Source organism: Paraburkholderia sp. BGA-UO-ETr-F21 (assembly GCF_059567925.1).
The window spans coordinates 21,241-46,119 of the sequence record NZ_JCAQOY010000027.1 but is presented as its reverse complement, the minus strand read 5'-3'; the positions used below and the strand labels follow the sequence as shown (position 1 = coordinate 46,119).

32 protein-coding genes are annotated in these 24,879 nt (G+C 60.5%); 22 read left to right on the top strand and 10 right to left on the bottom strand.

What is annotated here, in order from left to right:
• The first annotated feature begins 49 nt into the window (after positions 1-49).
• The 3 genes from AC57B1_RS15890 to AC57B1_RS15880 all read left to right on the top strand — a co-directional run bounded on the left by AC57B1_RS15890 (position 50) and on the right by AC57B1_RS15880 (position 3,404).
• Positions 50-916 carry an ATPase gene (locus tag AC57B1_RS15890; protein WP_183802391.1) on the top strand — a complete coding sequence of 289 codons (867 nt, stop codon included), beginning with the start codon at positions 50-52 and terminating at the stop codon, positions 914-916.
• A gap of 14 nt (positions 917-930) precedes the next feature.
• Positions 931-2,622: an ATP-dependent helicase gene (locus tag AC57B1_RS15885; RefSeq protein WP_496417966.1), complete on the top strand. Its 1,692-nt coding sequence runs from the start codon at positions 931-933 to the stop codon at positions 2,620-2,622.
• 110 nt (positions 2,623-2,732) lie between these two features.
• Complete coding sequence (locus AC57B1_RS15880; RefSeq protein WP_496417965.1) at positions 2,733-3,404, top strand: hypothetical protein; 672 nt, start codon at positions 2,733-2,735, stop codon at positions 3,402-3,404.
• Between the two features lie 75 nt (positions 3,405-3,479).
• On the opposite strand, the gene AC57B1_RS15875 is transcribed toward AC57B1_RS15880, so the two are convergent.
• The 4 genes from AC57B1_RS15875 to AC57B1_RS15860 form a co-directional block, all read right to left on the bottom strand.
• Positions 3,480-3,785, bottom strand: coding sequence for a hypothetical protein (locus AC57B1_RS15875; protein WP_183802381.1), 306 nt, complete (start codon positions 3,783-3,785; stop codon positions 3,480-3,482).
• Positions 3,786-3,796: 11 nt separating this feature from the next.
• Positions 3,797-4,315 carry a hypothetical protein gene (locus AC57B1_RS15870; RefSeq protein WP_183802379.1) on the bottom strand — a complete coding sequence of 173 codons (519 nt, stop codon included), beginning with the start codon at positions 4,313-4,315 and terminating at the stop codon, positions 3,797-3,799.
• Positions 4,316-4,368: 53 nt separating this feature from the next.
• Positions 4,369-4,770 carry a bactofilin family protein gene (locus AC57B1_RS15865; protein ID WP_183802376.1) on the bottom strand — a complete coding sequence of 134 codons (402 nt, stop codon included), beginning with the start codon at positions 4,768-4,770 and terminating at the stop codon, positions 4,369-4,371.
• 960 nt (positions 4,771-5,730) lie between these two features.
• Complete coding sequence (locus tag AC57B1_RS15860; RefSeq protein ID WP_183802370.1) at positions 5,731-6,333, bottom strand: DUF1845 domain-containing protein; 603 nt, start codon at positions 6,331-6,333, stop codon at positions 5,731-5,733.
• A 639-nt stretch (positions 6,334-6,972) separates the two neighbouring features.
• On the opposite strand from AC57B1_RS15860, the gene AC57B1_RS15855 reads away from it, so the two are divergent.
• From AC57B1_RS15855 to AC57B1_RS15810, 10 genes are all read left to right on the top strand, one after another.
• On the top strand, positions 6,973-7,239 hold the full coding sequence (locus tag AC57B1_RS15855; RefSeq protein ID WP_183802367.1) for a DUF7696 family protein: 267 nt from the start codon (positions 6,973-6,975) through the stop codon (positions 7,237-7,239).
• On the top strand, positions 7,236-8,648 hold the full coding sequence (locus AC57B1_RS15850) for a recombination directionality factor (RefSeq protein ID WP_183802365.1): 1,413 nt from the start codon (positions 7,236-7,238) through the stop codon (positions 8,646-8,648). Before AC57B1_RS15855 ends, AC57B1_RS15850 begins: the two co-directional genes overlap by 4 nt.
• Before the next feature lie 162 nt (positions 8,649-8,810).
• A complete protein-coding gene (locus AC57B1_RS15845) occupies positions 8,811-9,239 on the top strand; it encodes a hypothetical protein (RefSeq protein WP_183802362.1) in 429 nt (142 codons plus the stop codon).
• Between the two features lie 180 nt (positions 9,240-9,419).
• Complete coding sequence (locus tag AC57B1_RS15840) at positions 9,420-10,796, top strand: metallophosphoesterase family protein (RefSeq protein WP_183802359.1); 1,377 nt, start codon at positions 9,420-9,422, stop codon at positions 10,794-10,796.
• A gap of 208 nt (positions 10,797-11,004) precedes the next feature.
• Positions 11,005-11,592: a hypothetical protein gene (locus AC57B1_RS15835; RefSeq protein ID WP_183802356.1), complete on the top strand. Its 588-nt coding sequence runs from the start codon at positions 11,005-11,007 to the stop codon at positions 11,590-11,592.
• Positions 11,580-13,901 (top strand): SMC family ATPase, encoded by a 2,322-nt coding sequence (locus AC57B1_RS15830; protein WP_183802353.1) that lies wholly within the window; start codon positions 11,580-11,582, stop codon positions 13,899-13,901. Before AC57B1_RS15835 ends, AC57B1_RS15830 begins: the two co-directional genes overlap by 13 nt.
• Positions 13,902-13,980: 79 nt before the next feature.
• A complete protein-coding gene (locus AC57B1_RS15825; protein ID WP_116149467.1) occupies positions 13,981-14,166 on the top strand; it encodes a hypothetical protein in 186 nt (61 codons plus the stop codon).
• A 31-nt stretch (positions 14,167-14,197) separates the two neighbouring features.
• A complete protein-coding gene (locus AC57B1_RS15820) occupies positions 14,198-14,404 on the top strand; it encodes a hypothetical protein (protein ID WP_183802350.1) in 207 nt (68 codons plus the stop codon).
• Positions 14,405-14,459: 55 nt separating this feature from the next.
• Positions 14,460-14,678 (top strand): hypothetical protein, encoded by a 219-nt coding sequence (locus AC57B1_RS15815; RefSeq protein ID WP_183802346.1) that lies wholly within the window; start codon positions 14,460-14,462, stop codon positions 14,676-14,678.
• 86 nt (positions 14,679-14,764) lie between these two features.
• Positions 14,765-15,148 carry a hypothetical protein gene (locus AC57B1_RS15810; protein WP_183802343.1) on the top strand — a complete coding sequence of 128 codons (384 nt, stop codon included), beginning with the start codon at positions 14,765-14,767 and terminating at the stop codon, positions 15,146-15,148.
• 226 nt (positions 15,149-15,374) lie between these two features.
• Here AC57B1_RS15810 and AC57B1_RS15805 read toward each other — a convergent pair whose 3' ends face one another.
• The 6 genes from AC57B1_RS15805 to AC57B1_RS15780 form a co-directional block, all read right to left on the bottom strand.
• Positions 15,375-16,820, bottom strand: coding sequence for a DUF746 domain-containing protein (locus AC57B1_RS15805; protein WP_183802340.1), 1,446 nt, complete (start codon positions 16,818-16,820; stop codon positions 15,375-15,377).
• A gap of 87 nt (positions 16,821-16,907) precedes the next feature.
• On the bottom strand, positions 16,908-18,392 hold the full coding sequence (locus AC57B1_RS15800; RefSeq protein ID WP_496417964.1) for a 3'-5' exonuclease: 1,485 nt from the start codon (positions 18,390-18,392) through the stop codon (positions 16,908-16,910).
• Positions 18,393-18,560: 168 nt separating this feature from the next.
• Positions 18,561-19,028 carry a hypothetical protein gene (locus AC57B1_RS15795; protein WP_183802335.1) on the bottom strand — a complete coding sequence of 156 codons (468 nt, stop codon included), beginning with the start codon at positions 19,026-19,028 and terminating at the stop codon, positions 18,561-18,563.
• 72 nt (positions 19,029-19,100) lie between these two features.
• Positions 19,101-20,018 carry a tyrosine-type recombinase/integrase gene (locus AC57B1_RS15790; protein ID WP_183802332.1) on the bottom strand — a complete coding sequence of 306 codons (918 nt, stop codon included), beginning with the start codon at positions 20,016-20,018 and terminating at the stop codon, positions 19,101-19,103.
• A gap of 31 nt (positions 20,019-20,049) precedes the next feature.
• Positions 20,050-20,637: a nucleoside 2-deoxyribosyltransferase gene (locus AC57B1_RS15785; protein WP_183802329.1), complete on the bottom strand. Its 588-nt coding sequence runs from the start codon at positions 20,635-20,637 to the stop codon at positions 20,050-20,052.
• Entirely contained in the window at positions 20,634-20,918 is a 285-nt protein-coding gene (locus tag AC57B1_RS15780) for an H-NS histone family protein (protein WP_183802326.1), read from the bottom strand. Before AC57B1_RS15780 ends, AC57B1_RS15785 begins: the two co-directional genes overlap by 4 nt.
• Before the next feature lie 116 nt (positions 20,919-21,034).
• Between AC57B1_RS15780 and AC57B1_RS15775 the strand changes: the two genes are divergently transcribed.
• The 9 genes from AC57B1_RS15775 to AC57B1_RS15735 all read left to right on the top strand — a co-directional run bounded on the left by AC57B1_RS15775 (position 21,035) and on the right by AC57B1_RS15735 (position 24,864).
• The gene (locus AC57B1_RS15775) at positions 21,035-21,484 is read left to right on the top strand and encodes an SET domain-containing protein (protein ID WP_183802323.1); all 450 of its coding nucleotides are present in this window, start codon (positions 21,035-21,037) and stop codon (positions 21,482-21,484) included.
• Positions 21,485-21,667: 183 nt separating this feature from the next.
• Positions 21,668-21,916, top strand: coding sequence for an AbrB/MazE/SpoVT family DNA-binding domain-containing protein (locus AC57B1_RS15770; RefSeq protein ID WP_007183023.1), 249 nt, complete (start codon positions 21,668-21,670; stop codon positions 21,914-21,916).
• The gene (locus AC57B1_RS15765; protein WP_183802320.1) at positions 21,910-22,230 is read left to right on the top strand and encodes a type II toxin-antitoxin system PemK/MazF family toxin; all 321 of its coding nucleotides are present in this window, start codon (positions 21,910-21,912) and stop codon (positions 22,228-22,230) included. Before AC57B1_RS15770 ends, AC57B1_RS15765 begins: the two co-directional genes overlap by 7 nt.
• Positions 22,231-22,239: 9 nt before the next feature.
• Positions 22,240-22,488: a hypothetical protein gene (locus AC57B1_RS15760; RefSeq protein WP_183802317.1), complete on the top strand. Its 249-nt coding sequence runs from the start codon at positions 22,240-22,242 to the stop codon at positions 22,486-22,488.
• Positions 22,454-23,122, top strand: a complete 669-nt coding sequence (locus AC57B1_RS15755; RefSeq protein WP_183802313.1) for a hypothetical protein — start codon at positions 22,454-22,456, stop codon at positions 23,120-23,122. The genes AC57B1_RS15760 and AC57B1_RS15755 overlap by 35 nt, the downstream gene beginning before the upstream one ends.
• A gap of 363 nt (positions 23,123-23,485) precedes the next feature.
• On the top strand, positions 23,486-23,764 hold the full coding sequence (locus tag AC57B1_RS15750) for a hypothetical protein (RefSeq protein ID WP_183802307.1): 279 nt from the start codon (positions 23,486-23,488) through the stop codon (positions 23,762-23,764).
• A 54-nt stretch (positions 23,765-23,818) separates the two neighbouring features.
• On the top strand, positions 23,819-24,280 hold the full coding sequence (locus AC57B1_RS15745; protein WP_183802305.1) for a hypothetical protein: 462 nt from the start codon (positions 23,819-23,821) through the stop codon (positions 24,278-24,280).
• Positions 24,281-24,304: 24 nt separating this feature from the next.
• On the top strand, positions 24,305-24,640 hold the full coding sequence (locus tag AC57B1_RS15740; protein ID WP_183802303.1) for a hypothetical protein: 336 nt from the start codon (positions 24,305-24,307) through the stop codon (positions 24,638-24,640).
• A gap of 47 nt (positions 24,641-24,687) precedes the next feature.
• Positions 24,688-24,864: a hypothetical protein gene (locus tag AC57B1_RS15735; RefSeq protein ID WP_183802730.1), complete on the top strand. Its 177-nt coding sequence runs from the start codon at positions 24,688-24,690 to the stop codon at positions 24,862-24,864.
• Positions 24,865-24,879 lie beyond the last annotated feature (15 nt).

The window sequence follows — 24,879 nt, the reverse complement described above, 5'->3', positions numbered from 1 at the left end:
ATAAGGTCGTACCGCGCGCGTTCGCGCGCGCTTTCCACAGGGAACCACTATGACCACGATCACGGAAGAGACGAACCTCGAAACAGCCAGCAATCCTGCGGCCGCCCATCCCCAGACCGGCATTGACGCGGGCACGGCGTCGCCAGTGGCAGCGCCGGCGACCACGGACGGTGCCGACGGCGGCGAGATCGAGCTCGAACTGCAGCAGATGGAAGATGCCGCGAACACCCTTCAGAAGGAAGGGATGATCAGCGAGGCTGAAGCCACCGAAAAGCGTGAACAGGTGGCACGTACACGCAAGATGTTCCGTGAACTGTCGCCGGCCGAGCGCGCCGCGATCGTGCAGCGTCGTCGCGAAATCGGTCGCGAGCTGATGAACCGTCAACTGTCGGGCGCGGCTGTCGTGCAGGCCGCCGTTCGCCTGAACCACACGCGCCTGAAACCGCTGTTCGAACAATGGTGGCCGTACCTGAACCGCATGAGCATCAATCTCCAGCGATTCGGCCGCTCGACATTTGGTGCCGAAGATCAGGGCACGGTGACGGCTTTCTTCGAAAAGCAGGTCGGCGAACTCGAAGCTTATGTCGACGAGCAGTTGAGCGTGGCGCAGGGCTTTCGCGAAAAGACGGAAACGCGCTTGCGCGAGCAGGGTGACATTGTGTTCGCGCCGAGCGTCACAAAGCCTTCGCTGGAAATCGGTGTTGAGGCTTACTCGCGCTTCTCCATGCGCGTGCTATCGCTCCTGATGAAATTCGATAAGGTAATGGATCATTTTGATTTCCTGGTCTGGAACGGCGTGCGCGATCAGTCCGACGTCGATGAGGAAACGATGCGATTCCTTCGCAAATTCCATCCGGTGGGCGTGCGGGGCTATATGACCCACTTGCGTCTGATGACCACGGTGCGCGGCCGCTAACCGGAACTGCCACCATGCTTGAGGGCCTCAATCCGCAGCAGCGAGAGGTAGCAGAACAGCGGCTGCACTGCGTCGCGATCGCATGCCCCGGCGCTGGCAAGACCAAAACCATCGCGGCGAAGGCCGCGTTGCTCCTGTCGAATCCCGCGGCGATTGTCGGCGCCGTAACGTTCAGCAAGGATGCGGCGGTGGAACTGCGCGACCGCATCCTTGCAATAGCCGGGGACGGCGCAAAAAAGCGCCTCATCGGGGGGACGTTCCACTCGCTTGCCTTCAAGCAGCTCGGCAAGCGGGACATCGCGTCAGACGGCGATCGCATGGTGCTGCTTGCGCGGGTGATCGCCGAACTCGGGCTGAACTGGAAGCCGGAAGAGGTTGTACCCGTGATCGAGCGCATCAAGACCAATTTTGGCCGGGTCGAGGCGGGGACACCTGACGCACAGATCTACGCGGCCTATCAGGAAGCGCTTGAGCGCAACGGCAAGATCGATTTTCAGGACATGCTGCGTCTCTCCGTCGCTGGCATGGAGAGGGGCGATATCGAGCCATACCGGTTCACCGATCTGCTCGTTGATGAATTTCAGGATACGGACCCGTTGCAGTATCGATGGGTCGAGCTGCATGCGAAAGCGGGTGCGCAGGTCACCATCGTTGGCGATGACGACCAGAGCATCTACGGTTTTCGTGCCGCGCTAGGGTTCAGGGGCATGGAGAGTTTTGCCGAAACATTCAACGCGCAACGTGTGGTGCTGGGCATGAACTATCGCTCCTACGGCGAGATTCTCGCGGCGGCCGACAGGGTGATCCGGAACAATGCCGAGCGCATTCCGAAAATCCTGCAGGCGGAAAGGGGGGCAGGTGGCACCATCGCCACAAAGCGCTCCGACGATGAGTATGCGGACGCCGTAGCCGCTGTCGAGACATTGCATCCGCTCCTGACGGCGGGCAAATCCTGTGCAATTCTCGCGCGCACGAACCGGATTCTCGACCCTATCGAGCCTGTGTGCCGCTCGCACGGCGTGCCGTATTTCCGCGCCTCGGGCAGTTCGGTCATCAACAGGCCCCAAGGCGCGCTGATGTGCAATCTGTTGCAGGTAGCAGAAGGGCGCAAACAGAACGGGCTGGACGCGGTCCTCGGCTACATGGGTATGAGTTCGCCACTGCTGGGCGTCCTGCACCGCGACATGGGGCCAGTGCTCGTTCAGCGTCTGAAAAAGGATCTCGTCGCGATCGGGCTGCCTGAGGATACCGCGACGGTATACCGCAGTTTCATGAAACGCCTGTTGGAATGGCAGGAGATGTGCGAGCGACGTTTCTACTCACTCGTGCTTGATGGCGTGCTTGAGCTGATGATGACGTACTCAAAAAACGAACAGGCGACCCGTGCGATTCAGGCCACTTACGACGTCCTGTCGCGATTGATCGGGACATTTGCAGACCGGATCGAATACCTGAAACGCGATAACAACAAGCCTGCTGAAGGTGCGCTGGTGCTGACGACGATGCACAGTTCAAAGGGGCTTGAGTGGGACCACGTGTGGATTTCGCGCGCGGAAGAGGGTGTGGTGCCGGACGAGAAGAGTACCGAGTCTGAGGAGCGCAGGCTCTTCTATGTCGCGATGACCCGTGCGCGCGACGGCCTCACCATCGCAACGATCAAGAAGAATCCCGTCTCGCGGTTCGTCCTTGAGTCGGCAGTCCCATAACCAATGTCGGCGCGGGCATACGCGGGGCCGCCAACACCCATGAAAACGAGTCAGAAACGCCCATGCTCGAAAGATTTTTACGCAGACTCGGCTACGTGCCAGCATCGTCAATGCGCCTGATTCCCGAGGATGGAGCCCAACCCTCGGGACCGCCTCCGCACCAACTCCATGCCGACGGATTTGACCGCGCGCGCGCCGATGGCGACGCGTTGTGTGCGTGGCACGCTGACGGCGAAGGCTATCACTACGCGATCGGCCGGGATGACTGGGCGCCGCTAGCGGTCGCCGGCTTCTATCTGTCGGGCAACGACGAGTGCAGGGCATGGCTCAACGAGGCACTACGCTCGCGAGTCTGGATCGGGCACAATATGCTGGATTCGTGGCACGGAGCAAATCGCGCGGTCCTTGACGGGTTCGGTGTCAGGATTGACAGCAACAAGCCGCCGCTACGTCGGGCGTCAGCCTCGGTGCATGAACAGGAGATTGCTCCGCTCATCAAGGCGACTGAAATGGCGGAACTCTTCGCGCTGACGTGGAAACGACATCACCTTGCCTCGCCGTTTCTGAAATTTGGCGATTCGGTAGCGTACGCGACGCTCAGCCTCCATCACGCCGTGCGGCTTGCGGCTCAGGCCAATGAACATGCGCTGGATCGGGTAATCGAATGGTTGGCGCTGTGGCTAGAAGCTCGTGGTCTGAAGGTCGACCGTAACGATCAGACTGTGTATCTACCAGGATATCAGGCGCTCTTTTTCCGGTCCGATGCCGAAATGTGGCCGTGACGCGAGGGTGAGATCAGAAAAGGAAAAGGGGCGCAGTTCACAGACGCGCCCCTTTTTTCGTTTGCTGCCCAGCCACTATACAGTGCTATTCTGAGCTGGCCATGGCCGCGGAAACACCGGCGGCGTATGCGGGCTGCCAGGGATGAAAACCCCCTCGGTGACAGGAACCACGGACGCAAGCTCGCAAAGGAACTGATCCTGCGAATCAAGCCAGGACACCACCCATGGATGGCTCGCGAGCAGATCGGGGGCCTTTTCCGTCAAAAGCTCCAGTAATTCCCGGTTTTCGTCGATGCGCTTGTACACCCCGCCCCCGTTGAAACCAATGATCTTTCGCACCTTGCGCATGCGCCCGATCGCGTCTATCAAACCGAGGATCATGCGAACCTGACTCACAGATCAAAACCATGCAATTTCAGCGTGAGACGATAATGAGCGTCTCCGAGTGGCACGTCGACCGGCTGTCCGTCTGTAATATCCACGTTAATCTTTTCAACCCTCAGACCCTTTGTGTCGATACTCTCGGACCGGCAGTCGGCCGGGCCAACTTCACGCCTGCCTGCAAATTCATCGTCCTGAACGCTGACAGAGAGTTTCGCTTTGCTCAGGGTAACCTCAACCGGCTCAATAAACACTGCTCGCCCGACGAATACATTCTCGCTCTTCAAGCTGATTCCGCCGGCCACCTTCGTGCATGCACCGTAGCCGATGTTTGTACCAGACGAAAACGCAAAAGGCTTCTTGCCCGAAAATTCGTCGGCGATGATTGAGGTGCCAAAAGTGATCTGATGGCCGTCCTTGTATAACGCCACGTCGAGTTGCTGGCGAATCGGTTGGGTTTCGGCGTGTGCGCTTGCAATCAGCGAACCTGCAACGAGAATGGTACTCAAGGATCTAATGGAACGATGCATATGTGGAACTCCAGGGTGCGTGTTGAAGAGAGTCTTTTGGTGAGCGGCGGATGTCAGATAGCTGCGGCGCTCGCTGCGGCGCGGGACAACTGCTGCACATTGCCGCCCGCGTTCTCGATGGTCAGATCGCTCTTGCGCTTGATCTGACCTTCGAGCGAAGCACGCGGGCCAAGGCGGATCGTGCCGTAGTAGTAGACATTGCCTTTGACGCGGCCGTTGATTTCCAGCACACCGCGAGCGTGGACATCGCCTTCAACGGTGCCATCGACACGAACGTGCTCGCCCTCCACCTGGCCTTTCACCATGCCGCCCTGTCCGATGTGCAGGAGACCGGCATTTGAAACGACGGTACCGTCGACGATGCCGAAACAGCTGATACCGTGATCGAGAATGACATTGCCGTGAATCGAGAGGCCCGGCGAGAGGAGGGTGACGTTAAGCGGTTGGGGCTTCATCGGTTAGCCTCGTCAAAAAAGTTGCACGTCGCCGGATTTGCCGGGCTGTGCTTTGGGTTGTGCGGGAGCCGCGGGTTCGGGCGAGTTTTCATTGCCAGCCGTCGCCGCAGGGTGACGCGTGATGTGATGCAAAGGGCGCAACGCGGGACGGGTACTGGACTTTTCTGCCTCCGGTGCCGCTGCCGGCGCCGCGACCGGAGTCCTGGTTTGTGGCGCTACGGGCGGCGCAACCTGAGCGACCGCGGCGGTTGCCGTAGGAGAGGACTGGGATGGCAGGGAAGGTGATGATGAAGGCGTAGCCACTGGCGCTGTAGTGGGTACCGTCGGGCGCTGGGCGCGGATTGGAGACGCAGCGGCGACACTTTGTTCAACGGCGCGAGCGACCGGAGCAGCGTGGTCCGCCGGCGACGTAGTGGTCGCACCGGACAGCGCACGGGTGTCGACGTTCGAGAGTGCCGACTGTGTGGCTGGCCTGCTCGAGTCGAAGTCACTCGACGTGAGAGGGTGCGGCGGTGTGACGTTGATCGGCATATCGCCTGTTGGCTCGCTCGCTGCAAGGTGAACTCTATTCGGCGCGCTGGACGCGGCGACGACAGGTGGCGTCGCCGCCGTTTCGTGCATTGCACGCCAGATCCGCGCGATGCTCATACCGCCCGTTGCGGCCACCGCCGCGATGGCGAGCGCGACAAGCGCCGGCTTTCCGGCTTTGCGCAGGCCCGCAACGAGTTCCATGGCGCGCGTGCCGACAGTTTGGCCCCGTTCCGGTGCTGGAAGGGCGGGCATGGCCGCTGCGTGACTCGCTATATCGATGATGACTGGTTGCGCGGTGTACTGCGCATGCAGTGCCTGAATATCCCTGAGGTCCATAGTCTCTCCTTTGACACTTCGAGCATAACCACCATGCGGCAATGTCAAGTCGCATGGGGAAAACTGTCGTGGTCTGCTGAGAATGGCGGAGCGTTACTGCTCGCGCCGCTCGCCGTCGAATTCGTACTGATCGTTGTCCGGCATGCAGATCTGTACGATCTGCTTCAGACGGCGCTCAGCGTTATTGAGAATGCCGGCGCGGTCGTCGCCGGTTATCTTGCCGGTCAGCACTCGTTCGGTTGCACGCGCATAGACGCGGTCGTATTGCGTGAGGCAACGCACGAGCAATCCCGCCAGGGGACGGGTGATTGTCAGTTCGATCAGGTCGTGTGGCAGTTCGATCGGACGAACCTGATGACGCAGCAGCCATTTCTCGGTCTTGCGCAGCCACTCGGAAGTTTCGCGTAACGACGATTCGAGCGCACGCACCTTGCCGCCACGCGCAACTGCGATCTTCGCTGCGCAGAAGTTGTAATCGGAGCGGATGTAGTTCCGTGCGAATTGCGATGAATAGCGAAGGACAGTCTTCGCGTCCGATTCCGGATTGATCCGCGCAAGGCGTGAATCGCTCGTGAGGCGGTCGATGGGCTTCAGTCCACTACCCTCAGAAGCGGCAGTGGACTGATCTGGTAGCGGGGCGACCCGCGGCGCTGGACGCGGGTCCGGCTCCGGTGTCTGTTCAAGAACGGCGGCCATGTGGTTATTTCGGGTGGTCTCTCTCACCGGCCATTTTGCTCGCGCACGTCAGACGATTTACGGGCAAAAGCTGCGCTGTTTTCGTTATCTTTCTGGTGCGCGCTTCATCATTTTTGCGTAATACTGACTCTACTTTCTGCGTCGCTGACGCATCGATCTGACCCGGCCAGCCCGGAGTCCATCTTCTGTACAAGCCGTGCCCGAATCTGTACCCCGAGGCATGCTCCGACCAGTTGGCTACTGGTGTGGAATTTTCTTCTGATGAGCGCCTAGCCCGCGCTCCCCATCCATTCAGTCATAAAACTCGTCGCCGGCCGCATTCATTTGCGCCGCGACATCGTTCGGACCCGGACACCGGGTGTCTCTCTCCAGACCCGTCTGGGTAGAACGATCGTAGTCGACTGAACCGTGATCCTGCGGCGGAATGAATATCTTCCGAAAATGGGCTGTTACGCAGCGTGACCATGCTGCGCGAGGGCGACTTACGTCCTCGTATATGAGCCTTAGGGCTCCCTGAGCGCCACGACCCCGGAAGGGTCGTGGCGCCCGGGTCATTTCCATCGAATCCCGAAACGCGCTCCTCACCTTGAGGGACGCGTTTTTTTTCGTCCTGTAGTTCTGTTCCAAAGGAGGTCTTCATTGCTTCCAGACCGTCTTGATGCACGCATTTCCGAAGCGATCAGCCGCACCATCGCCGAGGAGCGTCCTACCGTAGATACCGCATCGCCAGCATGGCGGGCGCGGTGCGAAGTCGCCCAGTTCGCGAAATACAGCGATCCGGACCGACGCATTTTTCTTTCCCATGTAGCCGAGCGCCGAGGAGAAGCGGCAGCACACGAACTGGAGCAGTCAGCCAGCGAGTTGCGAACCACGGCCATTTTCTTTCTAGCGAGAAAACTCTCATGAACGCTGTCGTCAATCTGGTTAACGGCCCTGTTCGCAGCGTCGTTGAAGAGCGGGCATTGCGTCCGCCGGTGATCGGGCATATCCGTCCGGGCATCAAGGTGCTTACATCGAAAGGCCGTGCAAATCCGCGTGCTGTCGAGCTGTACAACGCGATGGTTGCGGCAGGCGATTCGTTCGACACGATTTCAAGTGCGCTCGAATCGAAGTGCAACCTTAAAAACGCGCTCGCGCCGAGAAACACGCCGTATTTCACGTGTCGACGCACGGACTTCACCAATCCGGACGTCGCCGACGAGATCCTGAAGCTCTACGGTGAGGATCGTGGCGACGGCGTAAAGCTATATCGATTTCCCGTGCTGTTTGCGTTCAATGACTGGATGCAGAACCTGCCGAACCAGATGACCGTCTACGGTACGAATGGTCGCAAGTTCTGGTCGCAGTACGAACGTGATGGCATCCGCTACTGCATGACGTATGCGAAGGTCGTACGCGACCAGCGCGCGCAACGTGCTGTCCGGCATTTTGGCGGCCGCACGGTCATCCGTCGCCAGGATGACGCGATTACCGATGGCATCTGCGATCCCGAACAGTGCCCGCAGTACCAGGCGCGTCAATGCAACCTGTCGGCGAGTTTCATTTTCGCCGTGCCGGACATCAAAGGTCTGGGTCTCATCGAACTGCCGACCAACTCGATCTACGTGCTTCAGAAAGCCTACTCCGCGATGCAAACCGTATTGCTCGCACGTGGAAAGCTCACGGGGACGCGATTCTGGATCACAAAGCGGGAGTTCGATATCACCCGTATCAACGAAAACGGCGAGGCGGTCCGAACGACGCAACCGTTGACGGTGCTTGATGCTGACATCGACATCGGCGCGTTGCTCGATGCGGCCGATGATCCGGTGCCGGCCCTTGACGCCGCCAATCAGGCTGTGGCTTTGATTGAAACGGGCGGTAACGTCGTTCCGCTTGGCAATGTCGATCAGTCGATCGTCGTTGTCTCGCAGTCGGGCAAGCAATCTGGTCCTGATGGTGTCGATCCGGTTGAACTTGCGACAGATCCGGCGGAGCCGCAAAACACGTCATCGTCCGCGCAATCGGGGCCGGGTCCACTCCTGCAACATGTCCTGTCGAATGCAGCGGGAAGCAGCGCGGAAGCGCCTGAGTCACTGTCCGACAAACGCGATCGGATGTCCGACCTGCTGCAACGGTTGGGTCTGAGTGCAGACGACCGCAAGCAGGCGTTCCGCGTCTATGCGCACACCACCTACGGGCGGGGCTGGGCAGAACGCGAAGCCGATGTCGACAGCATGAACGATCGGCTGGCCAGGGCGTTGACCGATACAGCAGCGCTTGACCGGGAGATCGAGGCGGCCAAGCCGCGAACGTCTCTCGCTGACCTCTTCTAACCCAGGCCAGCCCCTTCGGGGCTGGCCTCCTTTCTTCCTGCACGAGACCATTTCAGCAAGCCGGCGCTTACTCAAATCGTTTCGACAGCGCATCTCGCGCATCGAACAATGCCGCACGAGCGGCCATCCACGCCATCACGGCGATTTCAACCAAGAGGAACCATGAACAAGCTCGCGAAACTCCTGCTCCTGGCCACCATTGCTGGACTGTCCTCGGCGCCCGCTTTCTCCTGTTCTGTGCCGGAGAGCACGACCGATGATCTGCGTCAGATCGTCATCCAGAACGGTGGCTATCCGATCAGCGACGCGCAGTGCGCCATGTTGAATGGTCATCATTTGCGACTCTATGTCGAGGGTGCGGCAACCGTGCTGGATGGTGTCAATGTCGCATGGGCGCACGTCTCCGTGGTGAATCCAGACCGGGTCATCGCATCGAAGAGCGGTGTCGCCACCCGGATCAACACGAAACAGACCCCTAGCCAGACAGTCGCGAATCAACTGTTCTACGAGGCATTGGACTCCGCGATTAACTCGCTCGACTGGAAGGGAGCTACCGCGCAGTTCGCAGCATCGGGCAAAGCATTGAACTGAAACCTCACCTGTCGCCATAGACGGCCCTTCCGGGTTGGCGGCTTGAGTGACAGGTCGCAGTGGTTCCCATTGCCGCGCAGCCTGCGCATCGAAGTTCAACATTCACTGTAAGCGCGTCCATCCGGGCGCATCACATTCTGGCTGCCCTTCGGGCGGCCATTTTTCATTCTGGAGGCGAAATTGCAACTCGCACATTTTTCTGACCTGCATTACGCGCCGGACAATCTCGTTGAATCCGACCGCTGCTTTGGTTTCGCTGTCAGCGATGCGATCGCGCGCGGAGCTGCAGTTGGCGTGGTCTCGGGCGACTCGACGGATCATCGTCTGGATGCCCATGCGCCATCGCTAAATGCACTGGCTATGCAGATTCACCGGCTGTCCAACGCGATGCCAGTTCTCATGCTTCAGGGCACGTTTTCTCACGAACCTCCCGGGACGCTTGACAACTTTGCGCTGATGGGCGGCACGCATCAGATCTTCGTTGCCGATCGTGTTTCGCAGGTTGCGTTGATCGATGGCCGCTTCTGGGCATCGCAAGGTCCGGTGTTTTCGGATGAGGAGCTTCTTCGGTTCACCGGCGTGCATCCCGAAGTTGTCTTCACCTGCCTTCCCACGGTCAACAAAGGCCAGCTTGCTGCAAGCGTTGGCGCGCTTGAGGCGGGTACGGGACTGGGCGATGTGCTTGCCGCATTTCTGGCGGCGGCAGGCCGGGTGAACAGGCAACTTCGCGCGTCGGGTATCCGGACAGTGGGCGTGTCGCATGGCACGGTCAACGGATGCACGACCGAGCACGGTGTGGTGATGGCGGGGTTCGACCATGAGTTTTCGCTGACGGCACTTTTCGAGGCGGAATGTGATGCCTTCATGCTCGGCCATATCCATAAGGAACAGCAATGGGAACGGGACGGCAGGCTGGTCGCGTATCCCGGCTCCATCGGCCGGTTCCACTATGGCGAGGAGGGCGACAAAGGCTACCTCACATGGGATGTGGAACCCGGAAGCGCGACGGCTAAGCTCGTGCAAACGCCTTCGCGCCAGATGGTCTGCATCGATTTCGACGGACCGCCCGACATGGAGCGGCTCGCAGAGATCGCGGCGGCCGCCGGCGACAAGTTCGTGCGGGTGCGCTGGCAAATAGACGAGGAGCACCGTCAGGCTGTCGATCGCGAGGCTATCAAGGCGATGTTCGCGGGCGCAGCCGATCTGAAGGTCGAAGCCCGGATATTGCCTGTCGTGCGCAGCCGCGCTCAGGGCATCAGCCTGGAAACGACTGTGGAGGGCAAGCTCGCGCGTTGGTGCGATCTTGCGAACGTCGAGGCTGGCGCGCTTCAGGAGCGATTGCAGCTGCTCGCTGTGGTCGATGCGGAAGCAATCGCGGCCGGTGTACTGGAACGTCTCAGTGCGCATGCGCATTCGCCCACGCTCGCTGTTGTATTGCCTCATCAGGCAGCAACGACAGCGGCAGGCGAAGGCGCGGGCGACGTTGCAAGCCAGCCATCCAACACGTCGGCACCGGCAACGCTCGACTGGCTCAACGATGATCTGTTTGCGGCCTAGCCGCCATAGCGGGAGTGGCCTTCACGGCACTCCCGCGCGGAACACAGCGTTGTTCCGATAGCGCGCGCGTGTGCGCTATCGGAACAAGGTTTTACCCGCGTCATCGACGCATCGATAGCAGTCCGCTGCATCCATTTTTTCTATCAACCCTGGCGGGGATTCATCCCTTCCAGGGATGCACTCCGCCCATCTTCTGTGGAGTGTCGTCATGTTTGGTCTTTATCCTGCTGGCGCCCAATGGGTCCGTCATTTCAGCGCAACCCGCGCACCGCGTGATATCGGCAAGATCCTTACAGGTCATGCCGGATTCAACGCGGGGATTTATCACACGCCGTTTGGCGAACATCGCGGTGCAGTCATTGCCCAATCTGGGCGATTCCTGATTCTCGCGGCGGCCGTCAACGTGGCTCATGCCGAACTGGCTGTCGTACCGGACGTCCAGATGCAAAACCTGCTCTGGTCGTTCGAAACGGGCTACGCTAATCAGTGGGGGCCGCGCGAGCTGCTCGCGCTGACTGGCCTTGATAACTGGAATCAGCTGATCCAGCGCACCAGCGCGGAATTCGCTGCCGTCTGTCAGAGCGTAAGCGATGCGGTTGATGGCACGCTTGAAAAGCGGGCAGCCGAAGCCGCAGAAGCGGCGGCTGCGGCTGCCGCCCGGAACGCAGAAGCCACGCAACGCTCCGCGATGCCGGATTCGATCGTTGGCCAGATGTTTTCCAACGACGACGATGCGCCGTGGCTGCCCTCCGACTATTTCTTCGACGCATCAGAGGTGCAGCCATGCGCCCACTGACGCTGACGCTCACCGGGTTTATCGGTGTTCGGGACGGGATGAAGCGGGAGAGCCTCACGCTCGATCTTGAAGCGCTGCCGACTGGTCTGATCACGCTCACAGGCCCGAACGGCGCGGGGAAATCCACGATTATGGACAACCTGCATCCGTACCGGATCATGCCCTCTCACGCGACCAAGCTGTCTGTCGATGGATTCTCTTATTGGGATCACGTCTACGGGGCGCAGGCACTCAAGGAGTTCGAATGGGAGCACGGCGGGGTTCGATACCGTTCGTCGTTCGCGTTCCGGAAACCGGGCAAGACGGGCAAGGCCGAGTATTTTCTGGCCTGGCGTGATGGCGATGGTAGATGGCAACCCATGCAGACCGGCGACGGCACCGTTTCCGACGGAAAAGCCGAGACCTACGATCTGTGTGTCAATTCGGTATGCGGCTCGCTGGAATCATTTTTTACCAGCGTGTTTTCTGCGCAGAACCGGCGCCCGCTCGCTTCCTACGGAGCAAGCGAGATCAAGGCTCTGCTCGCGGAGTTGTTGCATATCGATGACCTTCGCGCGCTGTCTGCGCGGGCGGCCGAAGTCGCCAGGGTGCTCGGTCGTACTCTCGACGCCACGCAACAGCAGCTCGTAACGCTGGGCGCGAAGCGTGATCGTGTCGTAGTGGTCGACCAGGCCATCGTGTCCGATGCTCAGTTCATCACCTCGACTCGGGAGAGTCGGGAAGCCCTGAACACGCGGTCGGCCTCACTGATTGACCAGCGCGCGGCTCTCGTGGCTAAGCAGACTGCTAACGCGAGTGCGCAGGCCCGGTTACGGGAACTGGCCACGCGACGCAGTCAAATCGCTGCGGGACTGCAAGCGCTTGTGACTGACGCCACAACTGATGCCCGGCGCTTTAACCAGCGGCGCGCGTCGTTGAACTCAGCGATTGCGGAACACACTGCCGTGATTGCACAGCGAGAGGCGATTCTGGGTGCGGCCGCGGCTCGCGACGTCGCTCAGGCCCGTATCGGTGGGGAAGAAGCCCGTGTTGCGCCGATACAGTCAGCCATTGAGCTTCTGGAAGCAAAGCAGCTCGAATTGACGTCCACCTCATCCCGGTTGAAAGGGCTTGAGTCGGAGGGATCTTCAAGGGCAACGCTTCTCAAATCTCTGGAGCAGCAGGCGAGTGTGATCGGAACCGTGCCCTGCGCCGGCCACGAAATGCACAACACCTGCCCGTTGCTCGCTCAGGCGCGTCAAGCCGACACGAAGGTGCAGGAGCAACGTATATCGCTCAACACCCTACGTGCCGAATTCCGGGCGAAACGCGAAGCTGTCGAGCGGCTCACGCCGGAGGTGCAGCAGCTGGTCGTCAAGCGCGCAGATCTTAAGTCTGCCAACGACCAGATTGCAGCCGCGCGCCGCGACCTGCAGAAGGCCGTCGATCTTGCCGCACGCAAGCCTCTGCTTGATGCCGCGACTGAAGGACTGGGCAAGGCCAAAGCAGAACTCGCCGCGCTTGAGACTGAGGAAGCGACGTTGTCTGCTCGCCGGGAGGCGCAGCAAACGCAATTGACAGCCGAAGCGAGGGAACTGGACGCGGAAGTCGCCCGCCTCGGCGTCGACGACGTGACCGGTGCTATCGCCGATATCGACCGGCAGTTGACGCAGTGCCGCGAAGCCATCGCATCGGCCGAGGCGCGGATTGAATCGCTGATCCGCTCCCAGGCCACCCGTGAGGTCGAACGGCAGTCGATCGCAGCCGAGCTCGCGGGTTTCGACGCGACGCAGTCGCGCGTGCAAAGCATCTCCGACGAAATCGCGCGCTGGAAGCTGCTCGCAAAAGGCCTCGGCAACGAAGGGGTTATCGCCCTGACGATTGACGACGCCGGACCGGCGCTGACGAAAATGGTGAACGACCTCCTGCTTGCGTGCTATGGCATGCGCTTCACGGTTGAGATCCGAACGCAGCGCGAGCTGGCAAATGGCGCGGTGCGTGAGGGGTTTGAAATCCTCGTGCACGACGCTGATATCGACAGCACCAAGGCAGTAGCGGTGATGTCGGGTGGCCAGAAGGTCTGGATCAACGAATGTCTGACGCGCGGCATTGCGTTGTATCTGGCCAGTAACGCGGGTCAGCCGTATCAGACGCTGTTTAGCGATGAGTCCGATGGTCCGCTGGATCCGCAGCGCAAGCTGCAGTTCATGCGGATGAAGCGGGAGGTATTGCGGCAGGGCGGCTATGAGCGGGAGTTTTTCATCTCGCAAACGCCGGACCTGGTTGCGGAAGCTGACGCCGTTATCGACGTAGAGGCGCTTGCCGTTTGAGCGTCAATTCATCTTTCAACCCTGTGGGGATCGCTCCCCACAGGGGCGTTCCCTCGCCATTTTTTCAACGAGGAACGCCATGAAACAGAAATACGACATGTATGCACGAACCGGAGCGGTCACCGTCTCCGTTCGGCCTGCAATGCAGCGCACGGGTACTGTCCACACCTACGTCCTGAACGGCACGCTCCTGCGTGACGTCCTCGTCGGCGGCAAGTGGGTAACGCACCACGCCAGCATCCCTCTCGAATCGCGGGCCGCGTAAGCGGCTCTCCTTTTCATACCGAGTTCTTTAAATGACCAACCTGATGATGCTGCTTCTGGCAGCAGGCAGTTCGACGCTCTGTGCCTGCACAATTCAACCGCAGGCCCAGCCTCAGCCGTCGAGGCACATATCGACGATTCTCATCCAGCAGCCACGAGGTGAGCCGGGCGACTTCATTCTCTGCAACGATGGTCGCGTGCTGGTTTTTCCGGTCGCGCATCCCAAAACCAGTTCCTGATCCGCAAGGCCCCGACCTCGAAAGAGTGTCGGGGCCTTGCGCATGGAGAGCCTTCATGAAACAGCAGATCACTGCCGCGGCCGCAATTGGCGCGTTACTGGCCGTTGCATGCCTGTTCTGGGAGCAGCAGTCGGCGGCCGCTTTGTCCGTCACTGCCGGCAAAGCAACCCGCGCAACTGGCGCGAGCCCGTCGCCGTTTGACCGGCGCCTGAAAGTAGCCGTGTCCACAGGCACCCGACGCGACTCGCGTCATGGCGACTGTGTGCCGACGTAACCTCTGAAGCATTTTTTTTACTTACCCGCCGGGGCTGGCCCCCAGACGGGGACGGCCTGCCGGCAATCCTCTTGTGGAGCAGGCCAATGACTTACTCTTGCACTGATTTTTTCGACGACGTGATGCGGTGTCTCGCCGATTCTGGCGCAGTCGCAACCCATGACATTCCGGAGAACGATCTGGGCGCCGCCGCGGATCTGGCAATGGCGGCCATCGTTACGATGCATCGCGCGAGCCAGTCTTCAAATTTCATCCGTGAGTTTCTGGATGAAGTTGAGACCCTTGGCACGGTAGCCGAAGAACATGGTACTGGAGCGCTCGCGCTTCTGTTCTACCTGCAGGCCGCGATTCTTAACGACACATTTGTTGAGGCGCGCAATCCCGACGACGCAGGTCTGCTTGCGCTCATCAGGCGTCTTCCATCAGGCGTCACCTGGATGAAGCATATCCGGGTCGTGGAGTCTTCCTAGCCTGCATTTATACCCCTACGGGAGCGCTCCCGTAGGGGCGTGCTCCCGTTTACAACGGAGCATTCGATTTTCGACGAAATCATGACAAAGATCGAGGCGGCGATTCCCGTGCTCATAGGACTTATCAGGGCCGGCCAGCATCATCGCCGCGGCGCTCGTTGTGTGGATTGCAACGGAGCTTATCCAGAGGCAACGACAGCGTCAGGCAGCGCGGTAGGCGCTCCGCTCAAAGTGCGTCGATACTGACGTCGAAGAAGCCGTCGCATCCGGTACAGCGGAACAGGCGCCGCCTGAGTTCGGCCGCGGTCCGCTTCCTGGTCCGTTTGAAACCGTGCGGTCGCGCCTCGACCCGCTGCAGGCAGTGCGGGCAGTCCATCAACGGCCGTGGAGCCTTAAGACCAAGCCGCACGCGCCGTTCAAAATCCCCCGTCGGGTCCAGGTGAAGGAGCCACTCCCTGAACCGGCTGACCCAGGCCTTGATTATTTCAGGCTTCGTTCCAAGCTCTTCTGAGGCATGAGCAAGCGGCCGTTGCTGTGAAAGCAGCGGCAGGAACCCATAAAGGATGTCTTTGCGAAGCATCCTGGCCAACGGTGTTCGGGTCGCGCGCGAATACAGACGTGCGCACGCACGGCACTGGAACTGCGGCAGAGGCGAGCCTGCACCCTCCGCTGAGGCAAGTCGCGTGTTGTCGCTGCCGCAATGCGGGCACGGCGGTGGTTCTACGCTGTCGGAGAGGATCTGGTCGACATGGCGTTTCAGGAAGGATGTCAGTTCCTTGTCTTCCACGTGCCGGCGCGGAAGGGGACTGTTGTGGCGCAGTGGGCCGCCGAAATCAAACCGACCCGCGTCGAGCGGCGAAAGAAGGGGCGCCGGCAGTAGCAGCGGTGCGCGGCGGGGCTGGGTTCGGACCGAAGCGGATTCTATACGTGGCAGGTCCGGGGCCTCAAGCCCAGCGCGTCGGCGGCGCGCGGCCGCGTTGAGCGCCAGATCGTTGGCGACGACGACTGGTATGTCACCACCGGTCGTGCCAATGTCGAGCGGCCACAGGTAGGCGCACGACGGACATTTCGCACGTCGCCGGTCGTCGGCGCTAAACCCTCCATTGTTCAGCTGCCCATCGTGGCCGCATTTCGGACACTCGCCGTGTGGCCGGTATTTCAGGCCAAGCCTGACGAACGGCGTCCAGTGGCCGTCGGGATCGTGCAGCGCGATCAGTTGCCGGAAGCGCATCAGCCAGTTCGAGACAGCACCGTACTCGACGCCCAGACGGCGGGACACCTCCTCGAGCGGCACAGGCTGGGACAGGAGCCGGAAGAACTCCGGCATTTTCTTCGCGAACCGCAGCCGGGCGATGGGGCTGCCTGTCAGTCGGGTGTACAAACGGCGACAGTCGACGCAACGGAAGTACGGCACCGCATGATACTCATTCGGCCGCTGGTGCAGGCGAGCGCGGCTGCCGGCGCAATGCGGGCAACGCGGCACCGGGCTCACGTCAGCCGAATGGAGTTCCTCCCACAGGCTACCGACAAACGCTGTAAGGGCGGGGATTTCGGTGTCCCGGTACTCCCTCCCCCTTCCGTGCGTGATGGGCTCCCGTGCATCGAATACGGGTTCATGGGTGACGGAGCGTTTCGAGCGGCGGGTGGACTGGTCTTTCGGAATGCCTGCCATAGAGTTCGGCCGATCTGGGTTGAGGGGCGATTCTAGGATATATCGAGGCGCACGGCTGGCGAGCGGTGTCGGGCCTGACACCTAGCGCTACCGACCGGGTTGAAACGGAGCAGCGTCGTGAAAGACCTTGAGCAGATCGTTGCGAAGCTCGGACACATCCATTTCATGGCGGGCTCGCGTGAGACCGACGTACAGCAGGCGCTTTTCTTCGTCGGTCATCGTCGTGCGTCCGTCGTCCTCCGTCTTGAAACGGAAGTCACCGCAGACCTTCACCCGGTTCCACTCAAGACCTTTGGCGCGGTGGATCGTCGAAACCACATAATCCGCCTCCGCTTCCGGAGCGGCACGGGACAGGAGGTCGCGCAGATACGCGGTACCTTCACGGTCAATCAGCTGAACGAGGGGCAGAAGGTCGCGACCCGCGTGGGTTGCTGCATATTGCTGGACGTCGCGCCACGTTTCAAACAGTGCGAGCGATGCAGGACTGAATGTGCGTTGACCCCGCATCAAGCGGTCTGCGCCGTCCGCGAATGCGAGGATCTCCTCGACGTTCGCTCGCACCGCAACCTTGTGTCCACTCTGCAGGCCGTTTGCCAGGGTCCCGATGACGGTCACGTTCTTCCGGCAGAGGATCGCGTCGAAGCTCCGTGTTGGGTCATGCTCCTCGAAGAAGGTCGATGAGACGCTGGCCTGGCCGCGAAGCGGTACCCGCTCGCCCAGCAGGTTCAGAATGCGTGAAGCAAGCGCGGCAAAGTGCGGTCCGAAGCGAAACGACTCGGTGAGCGCGCACTCGCGTGCGTTGATGTATTCCATCGCGTTGACCGCGCCGCGCCACTCGTAGATCTGCTGATACGGATCGCCCACATAAATGACCTGAGCGTGCTCCTGGCGACGCCGGACCGACAGCATCAAGCCGTCGCTGTCCTGCGCCTCATCGAACAGGATGAAATCCGCGCCGATCTGCGGCCGCGACCGCTCCCATGTCTTCAGATACGTGTCCGGGGTGATGGCGGTCTTCCCCTGCGGGTCGATGCTCTCGTTCCAGTAGCGCTCCACGAAGGGCAACAGCATCGTCCGCAACTCGTCGGCCGACTGCTCCGTGATCATCTCGTCCACCGGAATGTGCCACGCCTCCGGCTCGTCCTGCGCGGAGCGGCAGAAGCGCGCCGCGCCGTCGGCGACGAGCCGGCCAACCTGGAAGGCGGATAGCTCGACATTCTTGCCGATAATCGTCGGCACGCGGATGGGCCCGAGCCCGTACCGGGCGGCCAGGAGGTGAGGCGGCTCCTTGGGGAGGTTCAGCCGCGCGGTTAGCGCCTTGTCGCTGGCCCGGAAGGCGACCGAGTGGACTGTCTGGCACATGACGTTGCGCGGAAACTTCCGCCTGGCTTCCGTCGCAATGTCCTTGTTGAAAGCGAGGTACTGGCCACGCTTCGTGCTGAACCGTTCCGCAATCATCCCGAGCGTCGAGGTTTTGCCGGCGCCGGCGTACGCTTTCACTTTTACCGTCGCGCCGGAGGCGACCGTCTCGAGTGCGTCGAGCTGCTCGTCCGTCGGCTTGATTGTTTTCATGCGTTCTCGAATGGTGGTGGGCAACGAAGGGCTGTGATGTGCGGTTGCAGGTCATCGGATACAGAAGCTCTCAAACATTCTGGCAGGTCGCCGCATGCACGCGCTCGCAAAAGACGGCTTAACTGCACCGCCTTTCGAGCTTGCGCGCTGGGCGACCTCGTCACACGCCTAGCGCAGCGCGTTAGCGATGTCGCGCGGGACGGCAATGGGCTGGGCGTGGCTGGTCTGTACGCGGGTGCGCCCGGCGACGACAGACTCGGACCGGATCGCGACACGTTCCCTGAACAGCCCGCGGCTTGTCGTGACGTGTGTTGCCTCGTAGGGATTGCCCCGCTTGATGTAGTCTCCGACGTCGAAATCGATAGGAAATAGCGACGACTGACCACCGCTCTCGACGACGAGCCGGATGGCGTTCAGCGGCACGCCGCGCAGGTGAATCTCAAGAATGCGATTAAGGATCTGGTCCCGGACGATGTACGACTCCATTGGACCCTGGTAATCGGCCCGCGTCTCCAGCAGATGGACGACGGCAAGACGCTCCGTTGCTGCGGTCAGCGCGATGCGGAACTGAAGCGCGCATGGCCGGCCCGCTTCATCGGGATAGGCCATATCCGTGAAAGATGTTCTGTATGGCATGTAGCACTCCGAATAAAGGTTACACCGGAACGGATGCACCGGTAAAACCAGCCTACGGAGTGGGGCGCGAAGTCAAGTCGCCGGGCTGCCGATGGTGGCGCGAAGCCGCGTGACGGTGCGCTGACTGGCGAGACCGAGTAACGCGCTCGTCTGCTCGTTGGTCCGGCCCGATAGCAGCTGGCGACGCGCGAAGGTATTGCGCAGCACGCGGGGGCTCATGTCCGGCGCGGCGAACCCGATTGCGTCCAGTGCTCCCCGCACGATCGCACCGAGCAGGACGTCGTTGATGGGTTTGTCATCTGTCTGCGGCGCCGGAAACAGGAGCGTCCCTTCTGACCCGGGGTGCGCCCGCTGCCACGCGCCTAACGGCGGCGTTGAAAACGGCGGCAGCGCGACTGTACGTTCAAGGCGTGCACCTCGTTTGGGAACCCGTACCTGCGGCCGTATGCCGTCGATAGCGATATCGCGCCAGCGCGCGCCGCGAAGTTCGGCCGCAGTGAGGCCCGCGCCGAGGAGCAGCGCAACCACGGCCCGGTTGCGGCACAGGCGAGCGTCGTCGCCGGCGTCGGGCTGGGCGTAGGCCTGCAGCGCAGCGTCGGCGGCCGGATCGAGGAAGAGCGGCTCTGGCTCGTCCTCCGGCCAGGCGGCCGACAGCGCGAAGGGTGCCGCGGGATTGTTCTCCCGCAGACCGATGTCGACGAGATGACGACACAGCCGGTCGATGAGCTTGACGTAACGCAGACGCGTGGTCGTGCCCGGGGCGCAGCGGTTGTCGACGTCGCCAAAGAATGACTCAAGGTGCTCGGGCCCAAAGGTCGCAAGAGCGACGCCGCGGCTGACCAGATGGCGAAGGAACCGGTCGAACATCGCGCCGTGCTGAATGATCGAGCGTTGGGAGAATCGCCGCCGATCCGCACCGGCCGCGTCGGTGGTCTGCCATTGGAGGTAGGCGGTGTGCGGCTCGACTGTCCAGAGATGCGCCTCGTTCATCACATGCAGTACCTTATATACTGAATTGACGTCACCCCAACACCTGACGAATCTGCGATTCGCCACCCCGTCTGCAGGACGAGGGAGTCATCCCCTTGCTTCGTGCGTCGGCGATCGCGTGCAGGCAGGCGAGCGGGCCGCCCTCGACGATCTGCACCGCGCCCGCGAGCATCAGGTTGACGGGGAGCCCAAAGTCTTCGACCAGATAGCCGCGCTCGCAGACATTGCCGAGCGCGGTCGCAATGCACGGCACGCGCTCACGCAGTGCGCTCAGGTCGTCGCGATAAGCCCAGATGGGCTTTCCCAGGGCGGCGGCAAAACCTATCTCGAACGCGGTGCCACTATCCGGCTCGCCAACGCCGCGAAAGTCAGCCACATTGGCCATCACGATATCGGCGCGGCGGATCGCGGCCACGTTGGCGCGATAGATCCACGCGGCCTTGTCGTGAGGCGACAGGTTCGCCGGCGCGATCGCGTCGAGCGGGTAAAGCCCCTCGAATCCCAGGCTGGCGCAAAGTCTCTGCAGCGAACGGCCGTATTCCAGTGCGTCGGCGCGAAACACGTCGAAACCGGCGAGATAGATTCGCGCCTTTCCGGCGCCGTCATCTGCGGCAGTCATTCGGGGATGCGAAAGCGTTCGAGGTCCTGATCCTTCAGCCAGCGCGGTGCGCGGCCGCGCCCGCTCCACGTTTCGCCGGTCTCGGGATGGCGATACTTCGGCGCCACCGGCACGCCGGCGTCCTTGCGACGCTTACCAAAGACGTCTTCCGGCGTGAAGCCGAACTCCGCGACGGCCTCGCGCACCCGTTCGAGCGCCGCACTGGCCTCTTTCTTATGCGCTTCGGCGATCAGCTTTTCCAACTGCTCCTTCTGCGCAAGCAGGTCCTTATAGCGTTCCATTTTGTTGAATTTTCGTTGTGAATGAAGGACGATTCTACCAGGCTCCAGCTGCCGTCAAGTCCGCAGCCGGGCCACACCAATGAGCGCACGCTCGACATTCACTGCAACAGGTACTGATGAAAAGAATTGCTGTCCGCCGCTCGGGCGTTCACGGTCGCGGCGTCTTTGCGCTACATCCCATCAGGGAGGGCGAACTCATCCTTGAGTACGCCGGCACCGTCATGAGCTGGAAGCGGGCGATAACCCGCCATCGTCGTTTCGGCAAGGAGGGGCACACCTTCCTTTTCGGACTATCCGATGGGCGCGTCATCGACGGTTCGCTTGGCGGCAACAGCGCGCGCTGGCTCAACCACGCGTGCGTCGCCAATTGCGAGGCCGTCGAGTCCAATGGAAGGGTACACATCCATGCGGTCTCGGATATCGACCCGGGCGAGGAGCTTTTCATCACCTATGGGCTCGCGGTAGAGGGCCGCCTGTCGGCAGCCGTGCGGGCGCAGTACGAGTGCCGCTGCGGTCACCATCGCTGTCGCGGGACGATGCTCGCCGTGGCGGGACGCTTGACCTAGCGGCGTCGGCAGATGCAACGCGTCGCCGTGTCCGATAAAAAGCTGCGACAGATGTTTTGCGACGTGTTGTGAGAGTCATATGAGCCCCGCCCCGGCGGTCAACGCAGGTGACGACAAGGGTTATAACATTGTCTTTACTTTTCCGACGATACGGATTAACATTGTTCATACTTTGGAGGATTCATGAAGACGACGATTCGCAGAATGGGTAATTCGCAGGGCGTGCTGATTCCGAAGCCTGTCCTTGCGCAACTCGGGCTGGAGAGCGAAGTGGAGATGGAAGTTGAGAACGACGCAATTGTTCTGCGCCGTCCGAAGCACAAAGCCCGTGAGGGTTGGGCGGAAGCAAGCAGGGCTCTGGCCGAGAGCGGCGGCGACGCGCTGGTCATGGGCGAGTTTTCGAACGCCGATGATGCGGAGCTTGCATGGTAATGCGGGGGGAAGTCTGGTTGGTCGCACTTGATCCGACGCTTGGTAGCGAGATTCAGAAGACGCGCCCCTGTGTCGTCGTTTCGCCTCCCGAAATGCACGACCACCTGCGCACCGTCATCGTCGCGCCGATGACTTCCAAGGGCCGTCCAGCGCCGTTTCGGATTCCCGTGACGTTCAAGCGCAAACAGGGTTTGATCCTCCTCGATCAGATTCGCGCAGTAGACAAGGTGCGCCTGGTCAAGAAAGAGGGCGAAGTAGCCGATAACACGTTGTTGGATACCCTGCGAACCTTGCAGGAAGTCTTTGCAGAATAGGGAAAATTGATGAAATTGAACACTACCTACTGCGATGTTACCGAAGCGACCGAAAACGCGATTCGTGAGCTTTTCGCAAATGATGCTCCGCTACCGGTAGCGGAGATCAAGATCCGTAGCGCGATAGCACAAGCTGCTTTGCAAGGATGGTATGAAAATGCTCGACCGCTAGCTGCGGAAGAAGACCACGAGGCAGAATTCGCACGCCTCAACGAACTTGCGTATGAGCTTCCAGCCGGTACGCGGGCGATTGCATAGGAAAATCGGAAAACAATTAGAAAGGCATTACGGGGAAACAGATATGCCAAGACGATCGAAGATCGGGAATCAACTTATTGAGGCATGGACGCAGACGGTCGAGAAGGACTATTGCTCGGGGCACGTCAACTCCGAGCGGAGTCTCCAAGCTTTGCTTTTGGCCAACTTACGGGCGGTCTTCGACGACAGCGAGACCAAGCGGCAGGTGTTTGTCGAACCAACGCTGAAGCTGTCCGATGGGAGTGTTATCCGCCCGGACATGATGATCTGTAATGCACGAGAGGTGATCTGCGTGCTCGAATTGAAGTACGTCCCGCGCGGCGTAGCCGACACGGCCAAAGACATGCGCAGCATTGCTTCGATCGCCCAAGCCTCCGAGCTTTCGGTCGCGCTTGAGAGATACCGTGGCCCCGAACTACCGCGACTATCGTTCGATGTCTCGCAGACAGTACTTTTTGCTTGGGCAGGAATTCACTGTGGTGGCACGGAACCGGCCCACGAATGGAATGCCCCGGCGTTTGCCGCGCATTACTTCCTTGAGCTTCACGCCGTGACAGCCGAGGGACAGGTGCCTAAACTGCGGTACAACGCGAAAGGTTTGCGAGTCACGGGCGACGAACCCATCGAAACCTAGGAAACGTCGGGCAGCAATCGGGGGGCTTATGTGGACAGAAGAGTTGTCACCGTCTCAATGTGTCAAGAAGGCCGTCGTGTGGGTGGGTGGCACCGTCTTGGGATACTTTCTTGTCTCGTGGCTGGTAGATGCGCTTAACGAGCGGTCGCCATTCTTGGTTAAGGTGCTGCTAATGTTCCTCATCGGCGCGATCATCTATGGCAGCAATGAAAACCTTAACCTGAAACGCCGGGTTGACGAACTCAACAAACTCAACGGGCGCAATAGCAGCGGCTCATGACAACGTAAGCGGCTTCAAACCATTGCATTCGCTTGGGCGCGGCGGTGATGACGAATCGAATAGAAAAAGAGGAAACGAGAGTCATGGATAAAGAAGCCGAATCTCAAACACAAGCATTACGCGAGTTCGCTCGAAACGTTGCCCGCTTGAACGCGCATGGGGACAGGCTCAGGAATGGCGATGAAGTATTGTGGGACGGGGCCTATGCACCGGCGCAACTATGGGAAATCATCGAGAGCGCGCGTCTGCTGACGGGTACAGGACCGAATAACACGAGCGCTTTTCATACTCCAACTCGAAGAGTCGAACCGCATGCAAGCTGCGTACGCACGTACCCGGACAACACGCCTTCAGATGCGTGAGCGCATTACGAGCGAGAACCCATGACAGGACTGGAAAAAAAGAGGAGATAAGGTATGCCCGTCTGGCTTCAGGTCCTACTCGGTTTAGCGGCTCCCATAATCGCGGCAGCGGGCGTATGGGTTGGCTTCCAGCAATGGCAGGTCGGCCATCGCTCCCTGAAGCATTCATTGTTCGACCGCCGATGGGCGGTCTACGCTGCGACCAACGACGCGCTCGTAACTCACATAAATGGGAGCGGTGACGAGCAGGTCAGGCGGCTTGCGGAGTTTTTAAGGCGGAAGTTGGATGCGCAGTTCCTGTTTACTCCAACCCTGCTCCAGTATCTGGACGTCGTGCAAGAAGCGATAAACGGGTACCGTGCAGCGGTACGGAGCCACGAGAGCGACCGTCGGCGAACAGAGTCCGATCGGTCGGCTGAGGGCGCGGCAGTCGTCGCGGCAACCGAAGAACTAAAGCATCTGCATGGGCAACTGGTGGAGCAGTTCAGGCCGAGCCTTGGACTGGCCCACAACTAGGAAAAGCTGGTCATGGTGGAACACATGGACGACAAAAAGCAAAAGCAGGCTGAAGAACTGTTCGCCCTCGCGACCGAAGCCGCTCGCGCAGAGTTTAGGCGAGCACTTCGCGATCCGTTAATGTGGGTCGGACAAGTTATTGACTGGTGCTTCGCTGCGGTGAAGCTCATGTGCGTCGCTCCGGCTTTCGGGTTGGCAGCGATGTATTTCATCGGGCTAGAAAAACAAGCAGCGCTCGAACTTGTGAGCCTTCCGGCTCTCGCGGTGTTTGCGTGGAATCCTCGTCGTTTCTTCTGGAAAAACCTGTTTCAGATGCGTGCAGACACGGCGTTCGAACATTCGCTGCGAACGTATCGCTAACCACGGAAAAGGCGCTAGCGCGGCGCAACGATTCAAGAGGACGAAAAATGATTATCAGGATTGAAGTTTCGGACGCGGACCTTGAAACGATGGAATGTGACTCGCTCGAAGAGTTTGAAGAGCAGATTCGCAATCAACTTGACAACGGCGTCGTGACAAGCGACGGCGGCGCTGGTGCCGACTGGATGGCTGAGTACGACCTTGAAGTTATCAAGGTCGATTGAAACGGACCGGAAAAG

Excerpts from the sequence above, each read along its gene's own strand:
- AC57B1_RS15795 (WP_183802335.1), bottom strand. The coding sequence starts at position 19,028 with ATGCCATACAGAACATCTTTCACGGATATGGCCTATCCCGATGAAGCG.
- AC57B1_RS15750 (WP_183802307.1), top strand. The coding sequence starts at position 23,486 with ATGGATAAAGAAGCCGAATCTCAAACACAAGCATTACGCGAGTTCGCT.
- AC57B1_RS15760 (WP_183802317.1), top strand. The coding sequence starts at position 22,240 with ATGAAATTGAACACTACCTACTGCGATGTTACCGAAGCGACCGAAAAC.
- AC57B1_RS15790 (WP_183802332.1), bottom strand. The coding sequence starts at position 20,018 with ATGAACGAGGCGCATCTCTGGACAGTCGAGCCGCACACCGCCTACCTC.
- AC57B1_RS15870 (WP_183802379.1), bottom strand. The coding sequence starts at position 4,315 with ATGCATCGTTCCATTAGATCCTTGAGTACCATTCTCGTTGCAGGTTCG.
- AC57B1_RS15735 (WP_183802730.1), top strand. The coding sequence starts at position 24,688 with ATGATTATCAGGATTGAAGTTTCGGACGCGGACCTTGAAACGATGGAA.
- AC57B1_RS15780 (WP_183802326.1), bottom strand. The coding sequence starts at position 20,918 with ATGGAACGCTATAAGGACCTGCTTGCGCAGAAGGAGCAGTTGGAAAAG.
- AC57B1_RS15755 (WP_183802313.1), top strand. The coding sequence starts at position 22,454 with ATGAGCTTCCAGCCGGTACGCGGGCGATTGCATAGGAAAATCGGAAAA.
- AC57B1_RS15815 (WP_183802346.1), top strand. The coding sequence starts at position 14,460 with ATGAAACAGCAGATCACTGCCGCGGCCGCAATTGGCGCGTTACTGGCC.
- AC57B1_RS15835 (WP_183802356.1), top strand. The coding sequence starts at position 11,005 with ATGTTTGGTCTTTATCCTGCTGGCGCCCAATGGGTCCGTCATTTCAGC.
- AC57B1_RS15810 (WP_183802343.1), top strand. The coding sequence starts at position 14,765 with ATGACTTACTCTTGCACTGATTTTTTCGACGACGTGATGCGGTGTCTC.
- AC57B1_RS15830 (WP_183802353.1), top strand. The coding sequence starts at position 11,580 with ATGCGCCCACTGACGCTGACGCTCACCGGGTTTATCGGTGTTCGGGAC.
- AC57B1_RS15860 (WP_183802370.1), bottom strand. The coding sequence starts at position 6,333 with ATGGCCGCCGTTCTTGAACAGACACCGGAGCCGGACCCGCGTCCAGCG.
- AC57B1_RS15890 (WP_183802391.1), top strand. The coding sequence starts at position 50 with ATGACCACGATCACGGAAGAGACGAACCTCGAAACAGCCAGCAATCCT.
- AC57B1_RS15875 (WP_183802381.1), bottom strand. The coding sequence starts at position 3,785 with ATGATCCTCGGTTTGATAGACGCGATCGGGCGCATGCGCAAGGTGCGA.
- AC57B1_RS15805 (WP_183802340.1), bottom strand. The coding sequence starts at position 16,820 with ATGGCAGGCATTCCGAAAGACCAGTCCACCCGCCGCTCGAAACGCTCC.
- AC57B1_RS15775 (WP_183802323.1), top strand. The coding sequence starts at position 21,035 with ATGAAAAGAATTGCTGTCCGCCGCTCGGGCGTTCACGGTCGCGGCGTC.
- AC57B1_RS15865 (WP_183802376.1), bottom strand. The coding sequence starts at position 4,770 with ATGAAGCCCCAACCGCTTAACGTCACCCTCCTCTCGCCGGGCCTCTCG.
- AC57B1_RS15845 (WP_183802362.1), top strand. The coding sequence starts at position 8,811 with ATGAACAAGCTCGCGAAACTCCTGCTCCTGGCCACCATTGCTGGACTG.
- AC57B1_RS15770 (WP_007183023.1), top strand. The coding sequence starts at position 21,668 with ATGAAGACGACGATTCGCAGAATGGGTAATTCGCAGGGCGTGCTGATT.
- AC57B1_RS15820 (WP_183802350.1), top strand. The coding sequence starts at position 14,198 with ATGACCAACCTGATGATGCTGCTTCTGGCAGCAGGCAGTTCGACGCTC.
- AC57B1_RS15740 (WP_183802303.1), top strand. The coding sequence starts at position 24,305 with ATGGACGACAAAAAGCAAAAGCAGGCTGAAGAACTGTTCGCCCTCGCG.
- AC57B1_RS15765 (WP_183802320.1), top strand. The coding sequence starts at position 21,910 with ATGGTAATGCGGGGGGAAGTCTGGTTGGTCGCACTTGATCCGACGCTT.
- AC57B1_RS15745 (WP_183802305.1), top strand. The coding sequence starts at position 23,819 with ATGCCCGTCTGGCTTCAGGTCCTACTCGGTTTAGCGGCTCCCATAATC.
- AC57B1_RS15880 (WP_496417965.1), top strand. The coding sequence starts at position 2,733 with ATGCGCCTGATTCCCGAGGATGGAGCCCAACCCTCGGGACCGCCTCCG.
- AC57B1_RS15825 (WP_116149467.1), top strand. The coding sequence starts at position 13,981 with ATGAAACAGAAATACGACATGTATGCACGAACCGGAGCGGTCACCGTC.
- AC57B1_RS15785 (WP_183802329.1), bottom strand. The coding sequence starts at position 20,637 with ATGACTGCCGCAGATGACGGCGCCGGAAAGGCGCGAATCTATCTCGCC.
- AC57B1_RS15800 (WP_496417964.1), bottom strand. The coding sequence starts at position 18,392 with ATGAAAACAATCAAGCCGACGGACGAGCAGCTCGACGCACTCGAGACG.
- AC57B1_RS15850 (WP_183802365.1), top strand. The coding sequence starts at position 7,236 with ATGAACGCTGTCGTCAATCTGGTTAACGGCCCTGTTCGCAGCGTCGTT.
- AC57B1_RS15885 (WP_496417966.1), top strand. The coding sequence starts at position 931 with ATGCTTGAGGGCCTCAATCCGCAGCAGCGAGAGGTAGCAGAACAGCGG.